Source organism: Streptomyces sp. NPDC043746, assembly GCF_056436485.1.
Map to the genome: position 1 here is coordinate 161426 of NZ_JBWKCM010000013.1, position 17374 is coordinate 178799.

The following is a 17374-nucleotide window of genomic DNA, read 5'->3' on the forward strand; positions in this document are numbered from 1 at the left end:
ACCGTCACGGGGCGACACATTCAGGAACGCGCCCCCCCATGCATGTACGGGAACATTCCAGGCCGCTCCGACTCCGACGGGAAGGCTCCCCCATGCGCCCCCGCACCCCCCTCACCGTCCTGCTGACCGCCGTCCTCACCACCGGCGGGCTGGTCCTGACCGGCGCCGGGCCCGCGCACGCGGCCGTGATCGACGTGTCCACCGCGGCCCAGCTGAAGTCGGCGCTCACCACCGTCTCCCCCGGCGACACGATCCGGCTCGCCGACGGCACGTACACCGGGAACTTCAAGGCCACCCGCCCCGGCACCTCCGGCGCCCGCATCACCCTCACCGGCTCCAGCCGCGCCGTCCTGACCGCGGGCGGCGGCTACGGGCTCCACCTGAACGGCGCGTCGTACTGGACGGTCCACGGGGTCACGATCCGGGGCGGCCAGAAGGGGATCATGGCCGACGCGGCGAACGGCGTCGTCATCGACTCGGTCACCGTCCACGACCTCGATATGGAGGGCGTCCACTTCCGCAGGTCCAGCCGCGACGGCGTCCTGAAGAACTCCCGCATCCACGACACCGGACGCAACGGCCGCGGCATGGGCGAGGGCGTGTACGTCGGGACGGCGAACGACCTCACCGACCGGAGCGACAACGCGCTGATCCTCGACAACACCATCGGGCCGGGGGTCGGCGGCGAGAACATCGACATCAAGGAAGGCACCACCGGTGCCCGGATCATCGGCAACACCTTCGACGGCAGCGGGCTCACCGGGGCCCACTACGACGACTCCTGGGTCGACGTGAAGGGCAACGACGTCCTGGTCGAGGGCAATCGGGGCACGCGTACCACCAACAACGGCTACGAGACCCACACCCAGCGGCCCGGCTGGGGCTGCGGCACCGTCTTCCGTGACAACACCTCGGACCTGACCGGCGCCACCGGGGACCGCCGACTCGCCATCAACGTCACCAACAACAGCGCCACCTGCCGCACCACGGTCCACGCGAGCAACACCGTCACCGGCGGCAACGGGCTCACCAACATCGCCGTCACCCCGTGACCGTGACGATGACGGCCTGAACACACGCATGAGGCCCGCCCCCCGAAGGGGACGGGCCTCACTCAGTGCTCTACAGCTCTACCGCAGCCGATGAGCCGTCGGGGGTCAGAGCGTCAGCTCTGGCCGCCCGCCAGCTTCTCGCGCAGCGCGGCCAGGGCCTCGTCCGACGCCAGGGCGCCGGAGTTGTCCGCCGACTCCGAGGAGTACGAACCGCCACCGGAGCCGCCCGAGGCGGCCGGAGCGGCGCCGGCCGGGGCGGCAGCGCCCTCGGCAGCGGCGGCCTCGTCGGCCTCGCGGCTCTTGATGACCTGGGCCTGGTGCTGCTCGAAGCGCTGCTGCGCCTCGGCGTACTGGGTCTCCCAGACCTCGCGCTGCGCCTCGAAGCCCTCGAGCCAGTCGTTGGTCTCGGGGTCGAAGCCCTCGGGGTAGATGTAGTTGCCCTGGTCGTCGTAGGACGCGGCCATGCCGTACAGGGTCGGGTCGAACTCGACCGAGGCCGGGTCGCCACCGAAGGACTCGTTGGCCTGCTTCAGCGAGAGGCTGATGCGGCGGCGCTCGAGGTCGATGTCGATGACCTTGACGAAGATCTCGTCGTTGACCTGGACGACCTGCTCCGGGATCTCCACGTGGCGCTCGGCCAGCTCGGAGATGTGGACCAGACCCTCGATGCCCTCGTCGACGCGGACGAACGCACCGAACGGAACGAGCTTGGTGACCTTACCCGGGACGACCTGACCGATCTGGTGCGTACGGGCGAACTGCTGCCACGGGTCTTCCTGCGTCGCCTTGAGCGACAGGGAGACGCGCTCGCGGTCCATGTCGACGTCGAGGACCTCGACGGTGACTTCCTGACCGACCTCGACGACCTCGGAGGGGTGGTCGATGTGCTTCCAGGAGAGCTCGGAGACGTGCACGAGACCGTCGACGCCACCCAGGTCCACGAAGGCACCGAAGTTGACGATCGAGGAGACGACGCCGGAGCGGACCTGACCCTTCTGCAGGGTGGTGAGGAACGTCTGGCGAACCTCGGACTGGGTCTGCTCGAGCCAGGCACGGCGGGACAGGACCACGTTGTTGCGGTTCTTGTCCAGTTCGATGATCTTCGCCTCGAGCTCCTTGCCCACGTAGGGCTGGAGGTCGCGGACACGACGCATCTCGACGAGCGACGCCGGGAGGAAGCCGCGGAGGCCGATGTCGAGGATGAGACCACCCTTGACGACCTCGATGACGGTACCGGTGACGATGCCGTCCTCTTCCTTGATCTTCTCGATGGTGCCCCAGGCACGCTCGTACTGAGCGCGCTTCTTCGAGAGGATCAGGCGGCCTTCCTTGTCCTCCTTCTGGAGAACCAGGGCCTCGATCTCGTCGCCGACCTTGACGACCTCGTTCGGGTCGACGTCGTGCTTGATCGAGAGCTCGCGGCTCGGGATGACACCTTCGGTCTTGTAACCGATGTCGAGGAGAACCTCGTCCCGGTCAACCTTGACGATGACACCGTCAACGATGTCGCCGTCGTTGAAGTACTTGATCGTCTCGTCGATCGCCGCGAGGAACGCGTCCGCGTCGCCGATGTCGTTGACCGCAACCTGCGGAGTGGTGGCGGTGGTCTCGGTGCTGCTCGTCATGTGGGAAAGGGCTCCGGTACGGACAGAGAGTCGTAGGTACTGCTACGCCGAAAGCCCGTATCGCCTCTGCAGAAGCCGGACAGCCTGGAAAGCGCCCTACCCGTTTCCGGGGGAGGTGCCTCGACAACCGAGGGGACATGCAACAGACGCGAGCGCGGCCTGCTAGGTCTGAGGCGCGCAGGCTCGCAGCGCAACTTGTAGCATACGGGGGCAGCCGGGCAGGGTCAATGCGCGCAGGCACGAACCGAGGGGCACCACGGCCCCGAATCGGCCCTGTACCGGAGCAACTCCTGTTCTCCGAGGCGCGTGTCGGGCCGATCGACCCGTACACAATACGGCAGTGCGGCAAGGCGTCGCGCACACGCGCCCCTCGCGCGGTACCGCCTCTGGTCCGTACCGCGTGCGGCGAGTGAAGGCAAACTACAACGACGGGCACGATGAGCCAAGAGATCCACGGCACCCACTCCGGCGAACCCGCGGAGCCGGAAGCGACCCGGCGCGCGGCCGACGAGGCCGAGAGCAGCCGCGCCAGCCGCGGCTGGTGGGACCGGAACGCCGACGAGTACCAGAGCGACCACGGCGGCTTCCTGGGGGACGACCGCTTCGTCTGGGGCCCCGAGGGGCTCGACGAGGCCGAGGCCGGCCTGCTGGGGCCCGCCGCCGCCCTCGAAGGGCTCGACATCCTGGAGATCGGCGCCGGGGCCGCCCAGTGCTCGCGCTGGCTGGCCGGCCAAGGCGCCCGCCCGGTGGCGCTCGACCTCTCCCACCGCCAGCTCCAGCACGCCCTGCGCATCGGCGAGGGGATCCCGCTGGTGGAGGCGGACGCGGGGCGGCTGCCGTTCCGGGACGCCTCCTTCGACCTGGCTTGCTCCGCGTACGGGGCGGTGCCCTTCGTCGCCGATCCCGTACGGGTCTTCCGCGAGGTCCACCGGGTGCTGCGGCCCGGCGGGCGGTGGGTCTTCTCCGTGACGCACCCCATCCGCTGGGCCTTCCCGGACGAGCCGGGGCCCGAGGGCCTCTCCGTCGCCGCCTCCTACTTCGACCGCGTGCCCTACGTCGAGCAGGACGAGGACGGCAACGCGGTCTACGTGGAGCACCACCGCACGCTCGGCGACCGGGTGCGGGACGTGGTGGCGGGCGGATTCCGGCTGCTCGACCTGGTCGAACCGGAATGGCCGGAGTGGAACGACCAGGAGTGGGGCGGCTGGTCACCGCTGCGGGGCAACCTGATCCCGGGGACGGCGATCTTCGTCTGCGAGCGGGACTGACGTCCTTCGCGGCCGGGACCGCTGCCCCTCGGGTGCGGGCCGGGCCGACGTCCCGCCCGGGGACGCGCCCGTACGACACTGGGACGGTGATCCGCACCGAAGTCCTGGACCGCCTCCCCGTCCGCTCTGCCGTCCCCGCCCTGGAGCGCGCGCTCGGCGCCCGGGGTGTCGCCGTGCTGTGCGCCCCGCCCGGCACCGGCAAGACGACCCTCGTGCCGCTGGCCCTGGCCGGGCTGACCGGCGACGGGCCGGTGCGGCGGGTCGTGGTGGCCGAGCCGCGCCGGATCGCCGCGCGGGCGGCGGCGCGGCGGATGGCGTGGCTGCTCGGGGAGCGGCCGGGCGGGCGGGTCGGCTTCACGGTGCGCGGCGAGCGTGCGGTGGGGCCGGACACCGTCGTGGAGGTCGTGACCACCGGGGTGCTGCTCCAGCGGCTCCAGCGCGACCAGGAGCTGGCCGGGGTCGACGTGGTGGTCATCGACGAGTGCCACGAGCGCCATCTCGACGCGGACACGGTGGTCGCGTTCCTCCTCGACGTACGGGAGGCGATCCGGCCCGATCTGCGGCTGGTGGCGGCCTCCGCGACGACGGACACGGCAGGGTGGGCGCGGCTGCTGGGCGATGCGCCGGTGGTCGAGGCCGAGGGTGTCTCGTATCCGGTGGAGGTGGTCTGGGCGCCGCCCGCGCGGCCGGTGAAGCCTCCGCACGGGGGTGGGGCCTCCCCTGGTCGAGCGCAGTCGAGAGCTTGGGGAAGCGTCGATCCGGCGCTGCTGACGCATGTGGCGGCGACCGTGCGGCGGGCGCTCGCTGAGCGGGAGGGGGACGTGCTCTGCTTCCTGCCGGGTGTCGGGGAGATCGCGCGGGTGGCCGGGCAGCTGGCCGGGGTGGACGCGGAGGTGCTCCAGGTGCACGGGCGCGCCCCCGCCGCCGTGCAGGACGCGGTGCTGGCCGGGTCGCTCGGCGTACGGCGGGTGGTGCTGGCGACCTCGGTGGCGGAGTCGTCGCTGACGGTGCCGGGGGTGCGGGTCGTCGTCGACTCGGGCCTGGCCCGGGAGCCCCGTACCGACCATGCCCGGGGGCTGAGCGCCCTGACCACCGTACGGGCCTCGCGGGCGGCCGGGCGGCAGCGTGCGGGCCGGGCAGGGCGGGAGGCGCCAGGCTCGGTGTACCGGTGCTGGGAGCAGGCCGAGGACGGGCGGCTCGCGCGCTTCCCGGCCCCGGAGATCAAGGTGGCCGACCTCGCCGCGTTCGCGCTCCAGGCGGCGTGCTGGGGCGACCCGGACGCCTCCACGCTGGCTCTGCTGGACCCGCCGCCCGCCGGGGCGATGGCCGCCGCCCGCGATGTGCTGGGGGCGATCGGGGCGGTGGACTCGGCGGGCCGGGTCACCGACCGGGGCGTACGGATGTCCCGGCTCGGGCTGCACCCCCGGCTGGCGCGGGCGCTGCTGGACGGGGCGGCGGAGGTCGGGGCGCGGCGGGCGGCGGAGGTGGTGGCGCTGCTGAGCGAGGAGCCGCCGAGGGAGTACGGGGACGATCTGGCGGCGGCGCTGCGGACCGCCCGCCGGGGCCAGGACGGGTACGCCGGACGCTGGAAGCAGGAGGTTCGGCGGCTGTCGGCACAGGTGGACGGCGCCGGGTCCCGCCCCGGGGCCGCACCGGGTCCCGGGTCCGGCGGGGGCCGCTCCGACGACGCCGTCGTGGGCCTCGTCGCCGCCCTGGCCTACCCCGAGCGGGTGGGGCGGGCCCGGGGCGAGGGGGCGTTCCTGATGGTGTCGGGGACGGGCGCGGAGCTGCGGGACTCCTCGCGGCTGCGCAGCGCGCCCTGGCTGGCCGTCGCCGTGGCGGACCGGCCCGCCCACGTGGCCTCGGCGCGCGTCCGGCTGGCGGCGGTCGTCGACGAGGCGACCGCCCTGCTGGCCGCCGGTCATCTGCGGGTGCGCGGCGAGGAGGTCCGCTGGGCCGACGGTGATGTGGTGGCCCGGTCGGTGGACCGGGTGGGGGCGGTGGAGCTGTCGGTCCGGCCGCTGGGGCAGCCCGACCCGGAGCTGGTGCGCGGGGCGCTGGTGGAGGGGCTGGAGCGGGAGGGGCTCGGACTGCTGCGGTGGAGCCGGGACGGTGAGCAGTTGCGGCTGCGCCTGGCGTTCCTGCACCGGGTGGTGGGCGCGCCGTGGCCGGATGTGTCGGACGGGGCGCTCCTCGCGGACCCGGGCGCCTGGCTGGAGCCGGAGCTGTCCCGGGCCCGCCGCCGGGCGGACCTGGGCCGGATCGACGCGGGCCAGGCGCTGCGCCGGCTGCTGCCGTGGGCGACGGGCGAGGCGGTGCGGCTGGACGAGCTGGCGCCGGAGCGGATCGAGGTGCCGAGCGGCTCCCGTGTCCGCGTCGAATACGGCGGCGAGCAGCCCGTACTCGCCGTGAAGCTCCAGGAGGTGTTCGGGCTGGCCGAGACGCCCCGGGTGGCCGGGGTGCCGGTCCTGGTGCACCTGCTCTCCCCCGCCGGGCGGCCCGCGGCCGTGACGGCGGACCTGGCGTCGTTCTGGCAGGACGGCTACCGGGCCGTACGGGCGGAGCTGCGCGGCCGCTACCCGAAGCATCCGTGGCCGGAGGACCCCGCGACCGTACCGGCGACGCGGTACACGACGGCGCGGCTCAAGCGCTCGTAGCGCCTTCCGGGCGCGGGCTCACCGGGTGGCGCGGATCGAGCGGGTGGAGCCGGCGGGTCAGGCCTCGGGGGTCTCCGTCTCCTGGGGAGCCTGGACGGTCAGCTCGATGACGAGCGTGGCGCCGCCCTCCGTGGTGAGGCGCAGCTGGTACGTGCCCGGGTTCTCGTCGGCGAAGAGGGCCGGGAGCCGGAGCAGGCCGTCGGCGTCCGTGGTGAGGTCCAGGGTGCGCAGCGGGTTGCCGTCCGCGTCCTTGAAGTACGGGCCCTTGTCGTCGTCGATGAGCGCCAGGCTGTCCTTGACCAGGGTGGCGGTGACGGCCACCCCGCCGGCGGCTGCGCCCTTGTGGGTGGCCTTGACCGTGACGGCGTTCGCGAACTTCTCGCCGGGCGCGGCGACCAGCGCCTCGTCACCGACGCGGACGATCCTGTCGGCCTGGCGGGCGGTGACGCTCGCCGCGTAGGTCAGGGTGCGCGGCCGGGTGGTGCCCGCGGTGGCGGTGACGGTGAACTCGCCGGTCTTCTCGCCCGCCTTGAGCGCGGGCGCGGTGGCGGTGCCGTCGGCCCGGCTGACGACGGTGACCGTCTTCTTCCCGCCCTCGAAGAGGGTGCCGGTGGTGCCGGTGACGGCGAAGGTGACGGGCACCTCGGCCATCGGTGCGCCCAGAGCGTTGCGGGCGCGGACGGAGACCCGCTCCTCGAACGTGCCGCCCGCGGTGGCGGTGAGGGGGCCCGTGCCCGCGTTCTCCAGGGAGCCGAAGGTCTCCGAAGGGGAGTGGGTCGGCGTCGGCGTCGGCGTGGGGGTCGGCGTGGGGGTGGGCGTCGGCTTCGGAGCGGGGCTGGTGGAGCCGTCACCGGGCGTGGAGGGGCTCGGGCTCGGCTTGGTGGCACCGGGCTTCGAGGGGGGCGGCGTCGGGATCGGCATACCGGCCGGGGCCGCGCTGGGGCTCGGCGTCGGGGTGCTGGGCGCGGTGGGGAGGATGCCGCTGCCGTCGGGCACCTCGTGCGTGCCGCGCTGGTAGTAGGCGAACCAGGAGCGGACCGTACGCAGGTACTCCGTCGACCGGTTGTAGCTGAGCACCGCCCGGTCGAGGTCGGCGGCGACGGCCAGGTTCCGGCCGCCCGCGCAGAGGTAGCGGCCTGCGGCGAGCGTCGCGTCGTAGATGTTGTTGGGGTCCTTGCGGCCGTCACCGTTGGCGTCCTGTCCCCAGGTGGCCCAGGTGGACGGGATGAACTGCATCGGGCCGACCGCGCGGTCGTGGACGGCGTCGCCGTCGTACGCCCCGCCGTCGGTGTCCTTGATGAGCGCGAAGCCCTGGCCGTTGAGGGCCGGGCCGAGGATCGGGGAGGGTGTCGTGCCGTCGGCGTCCACCCGGCCGCCGCGGGCGTGGCCGGACTCGACCTTGCCGATCGCGGCGAGGAGTTGCCAGGGCAGCCGACAGGCCGCGTCGGTCGACGCCACGGTCCGCTCGGCCTGCTTGTAGGCGGCCAGGACGGTCGCCGGAATGCCCGCCTCGGCGCTCCCGGTGGCGATCGGGAGGTTGCTGGACGAACCGGGGCGATCGGGCGTGACGAGCGGGGGAAGGTCGGTGTAGTACGGGGAGTTGCCGGTGGCGGCGCCGTCCTCGGAGCCGCCCGACTCTCCGCCGGCGGTCTGCTGGTCGCCGCCCGCGGCCCCCTCGGCCATCGGGGCTGCGGGTGCCTGGGAAGCCGCGAGCGCCGCCACGGCGGCCGCCGCCACCGCGGTGGTCGTGGCCCCCTTGCGCAGTCGTCGGCGAATGTGCGCTGCCATACCTTCCGGTTCCTCCCCCTCGACGGCCGCTCTCGCGCTCCCCAGCGCGAGACCCAAGCGACCCTACGGCACCCTGTGGCGCCGAGGCACCGCGCCCTGACCGCTTCTTACTGTTTTTTCACGTTCCTTCATACACGTTGTCCAGGAGGGCAACGCAGGGTGCCCCGGCGTACGGTCCGGCCGCTCACGCATACTTGCCGCCATGCCGTTCACTCTCAGCCATGCCGCCGCCGTGCTCCCGGGGATCCGCCGGAACGGGACCGGCCGCCTGGGCCTGTTCCCCTCGGCCCTGGTCGCCGGTTCGTTCGCGCCCGACGTCACCTACTTCGCGGACACGGTGCTCCCCGGGGCCATGGAGTTCGGTGACTTCACCCACACCCTCCTCGGTGTGGTCACGGTGAACGTGCTGATCGCCGCCGTGCTGGTGGCGGTGTGGGCCGCGCTGCGCGAGCCGCTGGTGGCGCTGGTTCCGGTACGCGTACGGGGGCGTGTCCACTCCTTCGTACGGGGGCGGCGGTGGACGCGGGAGACGTTCGGGCCCTCGGCCTGGCTGTGGTTCGCGGGATCGGCCGCGCTCGGGGCGGGCACGCATGTGGTGTGGGACGCGTTCACCCATCACAGCCGGTGGGGGACGGAGTTGCTGCCGTTCCTGAACCGGAGCGCGGGCGGCTTCCCCCTCTACCAGTTCGCGCAGTACGGCAGTTCGGCCCTGGCACTGGTGGTGCTCGGCTGGTTCGTGGCCACCGGGCTGCGGCGCACGGTGGCGACCCCGGTGCCAGGAGCGCTCCCGGTGCTCGGGCGGGGGGAGCGGTGGGGAGCGCTGGGTCTGCTGGCGGGCTGCACGGTGCTGGGGATCGCCCACCGGTGCCTGCGGTGGTACGCCCACTTCGGGCGGGTGGAGAACCCGCTCGACCTCATCCCGACCGCCTGCTTCGGCGCGGGCGCCGGGCTGGCGGTCGGACTGCTGCTGTACGGGGCGTGGATGCGGCTGCCGCGCCGACGGCGGCCGGGGGAGGGCCCGGGCCAGGCACCCGTACGGGACGGATCCCGCACGGACGTGTCCGCCGCCGACCGGGCGTAGCCCCGGACCGGCTTCGCCCAACAGGCGCCACCGGACGGTAGGGGCCCGGAACCGCGGTGCGGTCCCCGGCCCTTCGGCCCTGCCGGGGCCCCTCGGCCGTGCCCGCGCGTCAGTGGGCCGCCGACTCCCAGTCCCTGCCGACACCGATCGAGACGTCGAGCGGGGCGCGCAGCTCGACCGCGTCCTTCATCTCGCGGCGGACGATCTCCTCCACCTGCTTCCGCTCGCCCCCGGCGATCTCCAGCACGATTTCGTCGTGGACCTGGAGCAGCATCCGCGAGGCCAGCTCCGCCTCCCGCAGCGCCCGGTCCACCCGGAGCATAGCCACCTTGACGATGTCGGCGGCGGTGCCCTGGATCGGGGCGTTGAGCGCCATCCGCTCGGCGGCCTCGCGACGCTGGCGGTTGTCACTGTTCAGGTCGGGGAGGTAGCGGCGGCGGCCGAGGATCGTCTCCGTGTAGCCGGTGGCGCGGGCCTCCTCGACGACCCGGTGGAGATAGTCCCGTACACCGCCGAACCGCTCGAAGTAGGTGTCCATCAGCACCCGGGCCTCGGCCGGGTCGATGCTCAGCTGCTGGGAGAGGCCGAACGCGGAGAGGCCGTAGGCCAGGCCGTACGACATGGCCTTGATCTTGCGGCGCATCTCCGGGTCGACCGCGCTCTTGTCGACGCCGAAGACCTGGGAGGCGACCGTGGTGTGCAGGTCCTCGCCGGAGGTGAACGCCTCGATGAGCCCGGCGTCCTCGGAGAGGTGGGCCATGACACGCAGCTCGATCTGGCTGTAGTCCGCCGTCATCAGCGTCTCGAAGCCCTCGCCGACGACGAAGCCCCGGCGGATGGCGCGTCCCTCGTCGGTGCGGACGGGGATGTTCTGCAGGTTGGGGTCGGTGGAGGAGAGCCGCCCGGTCGCCGCGACCGTCTGGTTGAACGTGGTGTGGATGCGGCCGTCGGCGGCGATGGTCTTGATCAGGCCCTCGACGGTGACCCGCAGCTTGGCCTGCTCCCGGTGGCGCAGCATCAACACCGGCAGCTCGTGCTCGGTCTGCGCGGCCAGCCAGGCCAGCGCGTCCGCGTCCGTCGTATAGCCCGTCTTGGTCTTCTTGGTCTTCGGCAGGCCCAGCTCACCGAAGAGGATCTCCTGGAGCTGCTTGGGCGAACCGAGGTTGAACTCCCGGCCCACCGCCGCGTGCGCCTCCTTCACCGCCTGCTGCACGGTACCGGCGAACTGCTGCTCCATGGACTCCAGATGGGCCCGGTCGGCGGCGATGCCGTGGCGCTCCAGGCGGGCCAGGAGGATCGAGGTCGGCAGCTCCATGTCGTGGAGCAGCTCGGCGGCGCCGACCTCCTTCAGCCGGGTGGTGAAGGCGTCGCCCAGGTCGAGCACGGCACGGGCCTGCGCCATCAGGGCGTCCTGCTCGGCCCGGTCGTCCGCTCCGAAGGCCAGCTGCCCGTCGGAGGCGGCGGCCGGGGCCAGCTCGCGGCCCAGATACTCCACGGCCAGCGCGTCCAGGGCGAAGGAGCGGCGGCCCGGCTTCACCAGATACGCGGCGAGCGCGGTGTCCATGGTGACGCCTTCGAGCTGCCAGCCGTGCTCGGGGAAGACCCGCATCACGTTCTTGGCGTTGTGCAGGACCTTGGGGCGGGCCGGGTCCGCGACCCAGGCGGCGAACGCCTTCTCGTCGGCCTCGTCGAGCTGGGTCGGGTCCAGCCAGGCGGCGGCCCCGTCGGCGGCGGCGAGGGCGATCTCGGTGACCGTGCCCGCGCCCAGCGACCAGGTGTCGACGGTCATCATCCCGAGCGGCTGCGCACCGTGCTCCGCCAGCCAGCGGGTGACCTCGCCGGAGCCGAGCACCGCCCCGTCCAGCGCGATCCCGGCAGCGGGCGCGGGCGGCTCGGCCTCCGCCGCACCCGGGTCCACGGCGAGGAGGCGCTCGCGCAGGCTCGGGTTGCGGATCTCCAGTATGTCCAGGACACCCGTGACCGCCGTGCGGTCGTACGGGGCGCGCTCCAGGTCGGCCGGGGACTTCGGCAGCTCCACGTCCCGGACCATCTCGGTCAGCACCCGGTTCCGCTTCACCGCGTCCAGATGGTCCCGGAAATTCTGCCCGGCCTTGCCCTTGACCTCCTCGGCCCGCTCCACCAGCTCCGCGAACGAACCGAACTGGTTGATCCACTTCGCGGCCGTCTTCTCACCCACGCCCGGGATGCCCGGCAGGTTGTCCGACGGGTCGCCGCGCAGGGCGGCGAAGTCCGGATACTGCCGGGGGGTGAGCCCGTACTTCTCGACGACCTTCTCCGGGGTGAACCGGGTCAGCTCGGAGACCCCCTTGGTGGGGTACAGCACCGTCACGTTCTCCGTGATCAGCTGGAAGGAGTCCCGGTCGCCGGTGACGATCAGCACCTCGAACCCGGCCGCCTCGGCCTGGGTCGCCAGCGTCGCGATGACGTCGTCCGCCTCGAAGCCGTCCACCGCGAACCGGTCCGCGCGCATCGCGTCCAGCAGCTCGCCGATCAGCTCGACCTGCCCCTTGAACTCGTCGGGGGTCTTGGAGCGGTTCGCCTTGTACTCCGGGAACTCCTGGGCGCGCCAGGTCTTGCGGGACACGTCGAACGCCACCGCGAAGTGCGTGGGCGCCTCGTCACGCAGGGTGTTCGCCAGCATCGACATGAAGCCGTACACGGCGTTCGTCGGCTGGCCCACCGCCGTCGTGAAATTCTCCGCGGGCAGGGCGAAGAACGCCCGGTACGCCAGGGAGTGCCCGTCCATGAGGAGCAGGCGCGGTCGGTTGTCTGCCGTCTTCTTCGATGCCGTCTCAGCCACGCCCCCGATCCTGCCACGGCCCACTGACATATCCGCCACCCGGCGACCCCCGTACAGCCCTCGCACCCCGTGCACGGCCTTCACTCAGCCGGGTGACGGCCCCCGCTCACACCCGTGTCCCACGCCCGGGCGGGTGCGATGTCGGTGGTGCGTGACAGGATCGATACCGAGGCAGAACCCGCGGAAGCAGCGCTCGAAGAGGAGCAGCATCATGGCCAGCAAGCCGCCCACCGGTGACCCGGTCCAGGACGCCCCGCAGGTCGGGGCGGCCCCGCACGCCGCCGCCGGGCTGCCCGCCGTCGCCCACTCCCTGCGCATCGCGCAGCAGCAGATGGGGCTGCGCCGCACCGCGCAGACGCTCCTCAAGGTCAACCAGAAGGACGGCTTCGACTGCCCCGGCTGCGCCTGGCCCGAGGGCGACAAGCGGCACACCGCGGAGTTCTGCGAGAACGGGGCGAAGGCCGTCGCCGAGGAGGCGACGCTGCGCCGCGTCACCCCCGACTTCTTCGCCGCCCACCCCGTCACCGACCTCGCCGGACGCAGCGGGTACTGGCTGGGCCAGCAGGGCAGGATCACCCAGCCGGTGTACCTCCCCGAGGGCGCCGACCGGTACGAGGCGATCAGCTGGGAGCGCGCGTTCGAGATCATCGCGGAGGAGCTCACCGCACTCGACTCCCCCGACGAGGCCCTCTTCTACACCTCGGGCCGCACCAGCAACGAGGCCGCGTTCCTCCTCCAGCTCTTCGCCCGCGAGTTCGGCACCAACAACCTGCCCGACTGCTCCAACATGTGCCACGAGTCGTCCGGTTCGGCGCTGGGCGAGACCATCGGCATCGGGAAGGGCAGCGTCTCGCTGGAGGACATCCACCGGGCCGACCTGATCATCGTCGCCGGGCAGAACCCGGGCACCAACCACCCCCGGATGCTCTCCGCCCTGGAGAAGGCCAAGGGCGCCGGGGCGCGGATCATCTCGGTCAACCCGCTCCCCGAAGCCGGCATGGAGCGGTTCAAGAACCCCCAGACCCCGCACGGCATGCTCAAGGGCACCCCGCTCAACGACCTGTTCCTCCAGATCCGCATCGGCGGCGACCAGGCCCTCTTCCGCCTCCTCAACAAGCTGATCCTGGCCACCGAGGGCGCCGTCGACACCGCCTTCGTAGCCGAACACACCCACGGCTACCAGGAGTTCGCCAAGGCCGCCGAGGCCGCCGACTGGGACCAGACCCTACGGGCCACCGGCCTCACCCGGGCCGAGATCCAGCAGGCCCTCGCGATGGTCCTCGCCTCCGAGCGCACCATCGTCTGCTGGGCCATGGGCCTCACCCAGCACAAGCACTCCGTGCCCACCATCCGCGAAATCGTCAACTTCCTCCTGCTGCGCGGCAACATCGGCCGCCCCGGCGCCGGAGTCTGCCCCGTGCGCGGCCACTCCAACGTCCAGGGCGACCGCACCATGGGCATCTTCGAACGGCCCGCACCGGCCTTCCTGGACGCCCTCGACAAGGAGTTCGGCATCACCTCCCCCCGCCACCACGGGCTGGACGTGGTCCGCTCCATCCAGGCGCTGCGCGACGGCAGGGCGAAGGTCTTCTTCGCCATGGGCGGCAACTTCGTCGCCGCCACCCCCGACACCGCCGTCACCGAGGCCGCCATGCGCCGCGCCCGCCTCACCGTCCACGTGTCGACCAAGCTCAACCGCTCCCACGCCGTCACCGGAACCCGCGCCCTGATCCTGCCCACGCTCGGCCGCACCGACAAGGACGTCCAGGCGAGCGGCAAGCAGTTCGTCACCGTCGAGGACTCCATGGGCATGGTCCACTCCTCCCGGGGCAACCTCACCCCCGCGAGCCCCCACCTCCTCTCCGAACCGGCCATCGTCGCCCGCCTCGCCCGCGCGGTCCTCGGCACCGCCTCCCGTACGGAATGGGAGGAGTTCGAGCGGGACTACGCCACCATCCGCGACCGCATCTCCCGCGTCGTCCCCGGCTTCGAGGACTTCAACACCCGCATCGCCCGCCCCGGCGGCTTCACCCTCCCCCACGCCCCCCGCGACGAACGCCGCTTCCCCACCGCCACCGGGCGCGCCAACTTCACCGCCGCCCCCGTCGAGTTCCCCGAACTCCCCGAAGGCCGACTCCTGTTGCAGACCCTGCGCTCCCACGACCAGTACAACACCACCATCTACGGCCTCGACGACCGCTACCGCGGCATCCGAGGCGGCCGCCGCGTCGTCCTGGTCAACCCCGAGGACGCCGCCGCCCTCGGCCTCACCGACGGCTCCTACACCGACCTCGTCAGCGAATGGAAGGACGGCGTCGAGCGCCGCGCGGAAGGCTTCCGCGTCGTCCACTACCCCACCGCCCGCGGCTGCGCCGCCGCCTACTACCCGGAGACCAACGTCCTGGTCCCGCTCGGCTCCACCGCCGACACCAGCAACACCCCGGCCAGCAAGTCCGTCGTCATCCGCTTCGAGGAGCCCCGGGGCCCCGAGAGCACCCCCGGCACCGACTGAGCACCACCACTCCCTAAGCGTCCGCTCAGCCGTCTGGTAAGAACAGTGCACACACCAAGGAACCAGCACAGACGATCGGAGCCGGACCCATGGGCGAGCACACCGCACCCACCTTCCCCAAGGAAGTCATCGAGGAGTACGCGGCCCTCGGCATCGACCTCCCCGCCCTCTTCTCCGCCGGCCACCTCGGCGAGCGCATGGGCGTGACCATCGTCGAGGCCGCCGCCGACCGCGTCGTCGGCACCATGCCCGTCGAAGGCAACACCCAGCCCTACGGCCTCCTGCACGGCGGCGCCTCCGCCGTCCTCGCCGAGACCCTCGGCTCCGTCGGCTCCATGCTCCACGGCGGCGCGAACAAGATCGCCGTCGGCGTCGACCTCAACTGCACCCACCACCGGGGCGTCCGCAGCGGCCTCGTCACCGGCGTCGCCATCCCCGTCCACCGGGGCCGCTCGACCGCCACGTACGAAATCGTCATCACCGACGAACAGGACAAGCGGGTCTGCACCGCCCGCCTCACCTGCCTCCTCCGCGACGCCCCCCGCCCCGACGCCGGCTGACACCGCACCCCACGGCACCACACCCCACACCACCACCGCAGCCCCCGACACCCCGCCCACCACCACCGCAAGCCCCCACTGCCCGGCCGGAATCGCCCCCCACATTCCGGCCGGGCAGCGCCATATCCCCATCCGACACAACGGTGTTGACCAACACCCTCGGTCAACACCCTTGACGACGAAGGCCGTTCCATGAGCCACTCAGCAGCCACATTGGCCTCGGCAAACCCGAACCCACCCTCACCGTTGTAACACTGCGTAACAACCACGAAATGCGAAAACCAGCCGCCCACCCCGGCCCCAAACCCCCGGGGCGCTCCCGCACGCCCAACGCCACCCCCACCCCACGTCAGCACCATGATCACCCCAAGCCCCTTAGCAGAGCTGCGCGTTCTCACCATGTGGTCACTGCGCACTCCATGCCAAAGCCACACATCCACACCCAGGAACCTCAAGCCTTGCTCAAGGGCATAACAAGAGCGTCACATCCGTCGCCGACCCATGCCGCACCCCCTCAGCTGCGCTTAGAGTCACCGCCAGTCACCGCGCCGCCGGGCGCGTCTGCTGCACGGCCCTGTACCACCCCAGTACGGCCCGGCGACCGACACGGCACCTCAAGCAGAGGAGGCCGCGCCAGGGAAAGGACTTTTCGTGCGACACCGTTCTTTGCTCATACTCACCGCCGTGCTCACCACCGGAGCACTCACCCTCACCGCCTGCGGTTCGCGCGACGACAGCAACAACGGCAGCGGCGACAGCGGCACCACCACCGTCGTCATCGGCCTCGACGCCCCCCTCACCGGCGACCTCTCCGCCCTCGGCCTCGGCATCAAGAACTCCGCCGACCTCGCCGTCAAGCAGGCCAACGAGAAGAAGTTCGTCGAAGGCGTCACCTTCAAACTCCAGGCCCTCGACGACCAGGCCCAGCCCTCCTCCGGCCAGCAGAACGCCAGCAAGCTCGTCGCCAACAAGGACGTCCTCGGCGTCGTCGGCCCCCTGAACTCCTCCGTCGGCGAATCCATGCAGAAGGTCCTCGCCGACGCCAAGCTCGTCCAGGTCTCCCCCGCCAACACCTCCCCCTCCCTCACCCAGGGCCAGAAGTGGAACGAGGGCACCAAGGAGCGCCCCTTCGCCTCCTACTTCCGCACCTCCACCACCGACGCCGTCCAGGGCCCCTTCGCCGCCCAGTACCTCTTCAACGACGCCAAGAAGAAGAAGGTCTTCGTCATCGACGACAAGAAGACCTACGGCGCTGGCCTCGCCGGCACCTTCAAGGCCGAATTCGAGAAGCTCGGCGGCACCATCGCCGGCACCGAGCACATCGACCCCGAGACCAAGGACTTCTCCTCGGTCGCCACCAAGGTCAAGAGCTCCGGCGCCGACGTCGTCTACTACGGCGGCGAATACCCCGCGGCCGGCCCCCTCAGCAAGCAGATCAAGAAGGCCGGAGCCAAGATCCCCGTCGTCGGCGGCGACGGCATCTACAGCGGCGAGTACATCAAGCTCTCCGGCGCCGAAGGCGTCGGCGACCTCGCCACCTCCGTCGGTGCCCCCATCGACACCCTCCCGTCCGCCAAGGACTTCGTCGCGAACTACGACAAGGCCGGCTACAAGGAGCCCTTCGAGGCCTACGGCGGCTACTCCTACGACGCCGCCTGGTCCATCATCGAAGCCGTCAAGGCCGTCGCCGACGCCAACGACGGCAAGCTCCCCAGCGACGCCCGCGCCCAGGTCGCCGAAGCCCTCGGCAAGGTCGACTTCGAAGGCGTGACCGGCAAGGTCTCCTTCGACGAGTTCGGCGACACCACCAACAAGCAGCTCACCGTCTACGAGTACAAGGACGGCGACTGGGTGGCGGTCAAGTCCGGCGAACTCACCAGCTGACACCACCAGCCCGACCGACCTACCACCGGCCGGGGGGGGGGGGGGGGGGGGGGGGGGGGGGGGGGGGGGGGGGGGGGGGGGGGGGGGGGGGGGGGGGGGGGGGGGGGGGGGGGGGGGAGGGGGGGG

Annotated in this window: 10 protein-coding genes; 7 read left to right on the forward strand and 3 right to left on the reverse strand. The window is 72.1% G+C overall.

Annotated elements, in window-relative coordinates; all coding sequences use genetic code 11:
• Positions 1-92 precede the first annotated feature (92 nt).
• A complete protein-coding gene (locus AC0682_RS16800; RefSeq protein WP_478533562.1) occupies positions 93-1052 on the forward strand; it encodes a right-handed parallel beta-helix repeat-containing protein in 960 nt (319 codons plus the stop codon).
• A gap of 113 nt (positions 1053-1165) precedes the next feature.
• Here AC0682_RS16800 and rpsA read toward each other — a convergent pair whose 3' ends face one another.
• Positions 1166-2677, reverse strand: coding sequence for a 30S ribosomal protein S1 (gene rpsA / locus AC0682_RS16805; protein WP_018512105.1), 1512 nt, complete (start codon positions 2675-2677; stop codon positions 1166-1168).
• Positions 2678-3114: 437 nt separating this feature from the next.
• Between rpsA and AC0682_RS16810 the strand changes: the two genes are divergently transcribed.
• Positions 3115-3945 (forward strand): class I SAM-dependent methyltransferase, encoded by an 831-nt coding sequence (locus AC0682_RS16810; protein WP_254812804.1) that lies wholly within the window; start codon positions 3115-3117, stop codon positions 3943-3945.
• A gap of 86 nt (positions 3946-4031) precedes the next feature.
• The gene (locus tag AC0682_RS16815) at positions 4032-6602 is read left to right on the forward strand and encodes an ATP-dependent RNA helicase (RefSeq protein ID WP_478533564.1); all 2571 of its coding nucleotides are present in this window, start codon (positions 4032-4034) and stop codon (positions 6600-6602) included.
• A 57-nt stretch (positions 6603-6659) separates the two neighbouring features.
• Here the strand turns inward: AC0682_RS16815 and AC0682_RS16820 are convergent, their stop codons facing one another.
• Complete coding sequence (locus AC0682_RS16820; RefSeq protein ID WP_478533565.1) at positions 6660-8390, reverse strand: lytic transglycosylase domain-containing protein; 1731 nt, start codon at positions 8388-8390, stop codon at positions 6660-6662.
• A 202-nt stretch (positions 8391-8592) separates the two neighbouring features.
• Here AC0682_RS16820 and AC0682_RS16825 point away from each other — a divergent pair, with 202 nt between their 5' ends.
• Positions 8593-9471: a DUF4184 family protein gene (locus AC0682_RS16825; RefSeq protein WP_478533566.1), complete on the forward strand. Its 879-nt coding sequence runs from the start codon at positions 8593-8595 to the stop codon at positions 9469-9471.
• 109 nt (positions 9472-9580) lie between these two features.
• Here AC0682_RS16825 and polA read toward each other — a convergent pair whose 3' ends face one another.
• Complete coding sequence (polA, locus tag AC0682_RS16830) at positions 9581-12292, reverse strand: DNA polymerase I (protein WP_478533567.1); 2712 nt, start codon at positions 12290-12292, stop codon at positions 9581-9583.
• 211 nt (positions 12293-12503) lie between these two features.
• Between polA and AC0682_RS16835 the strand changes: the two genes are divergently transcribed.
• From AC0682_RS16835 to AC0682_RS16845, 3 genes are all read left to right on the forward strand, one after another.
• Complete coding sequence (locus AC0682_RS16835; protein WP_478533568.1) at positions 12504-14804, forward strand: FdhF/YdeP family oxidoreductase; 2301 nt, start codon at positions 12504-12506, stop codon at positions 14802-14804.
• Positions 14805-14893: 89 nt separating this feature from the next.
• Positions 14894-15364: a PaaI family thioesterase gene (locus AC0682_RS16840; protein WP_478533570.1), complete on the forward strand. Its 471-nt coding sequence runs from the start codon at positions 14894-14896 to the stop codon at positions 15362-15364.
• A gap of 651 nt (positions 15365-16015) precedes the next feature.
• A complete protein-coding gene (locus AC0682_RS16845; protein WP_254812799.1) occupies positions 16016-17248 on the forward strand; it encodes a branched-chain amino acid ABC transporter substrate-binding protein in 1233 nt (410 codons plus the stop codon).
• Positions 17249-17374: the final 126 nt, after the last annotated feature.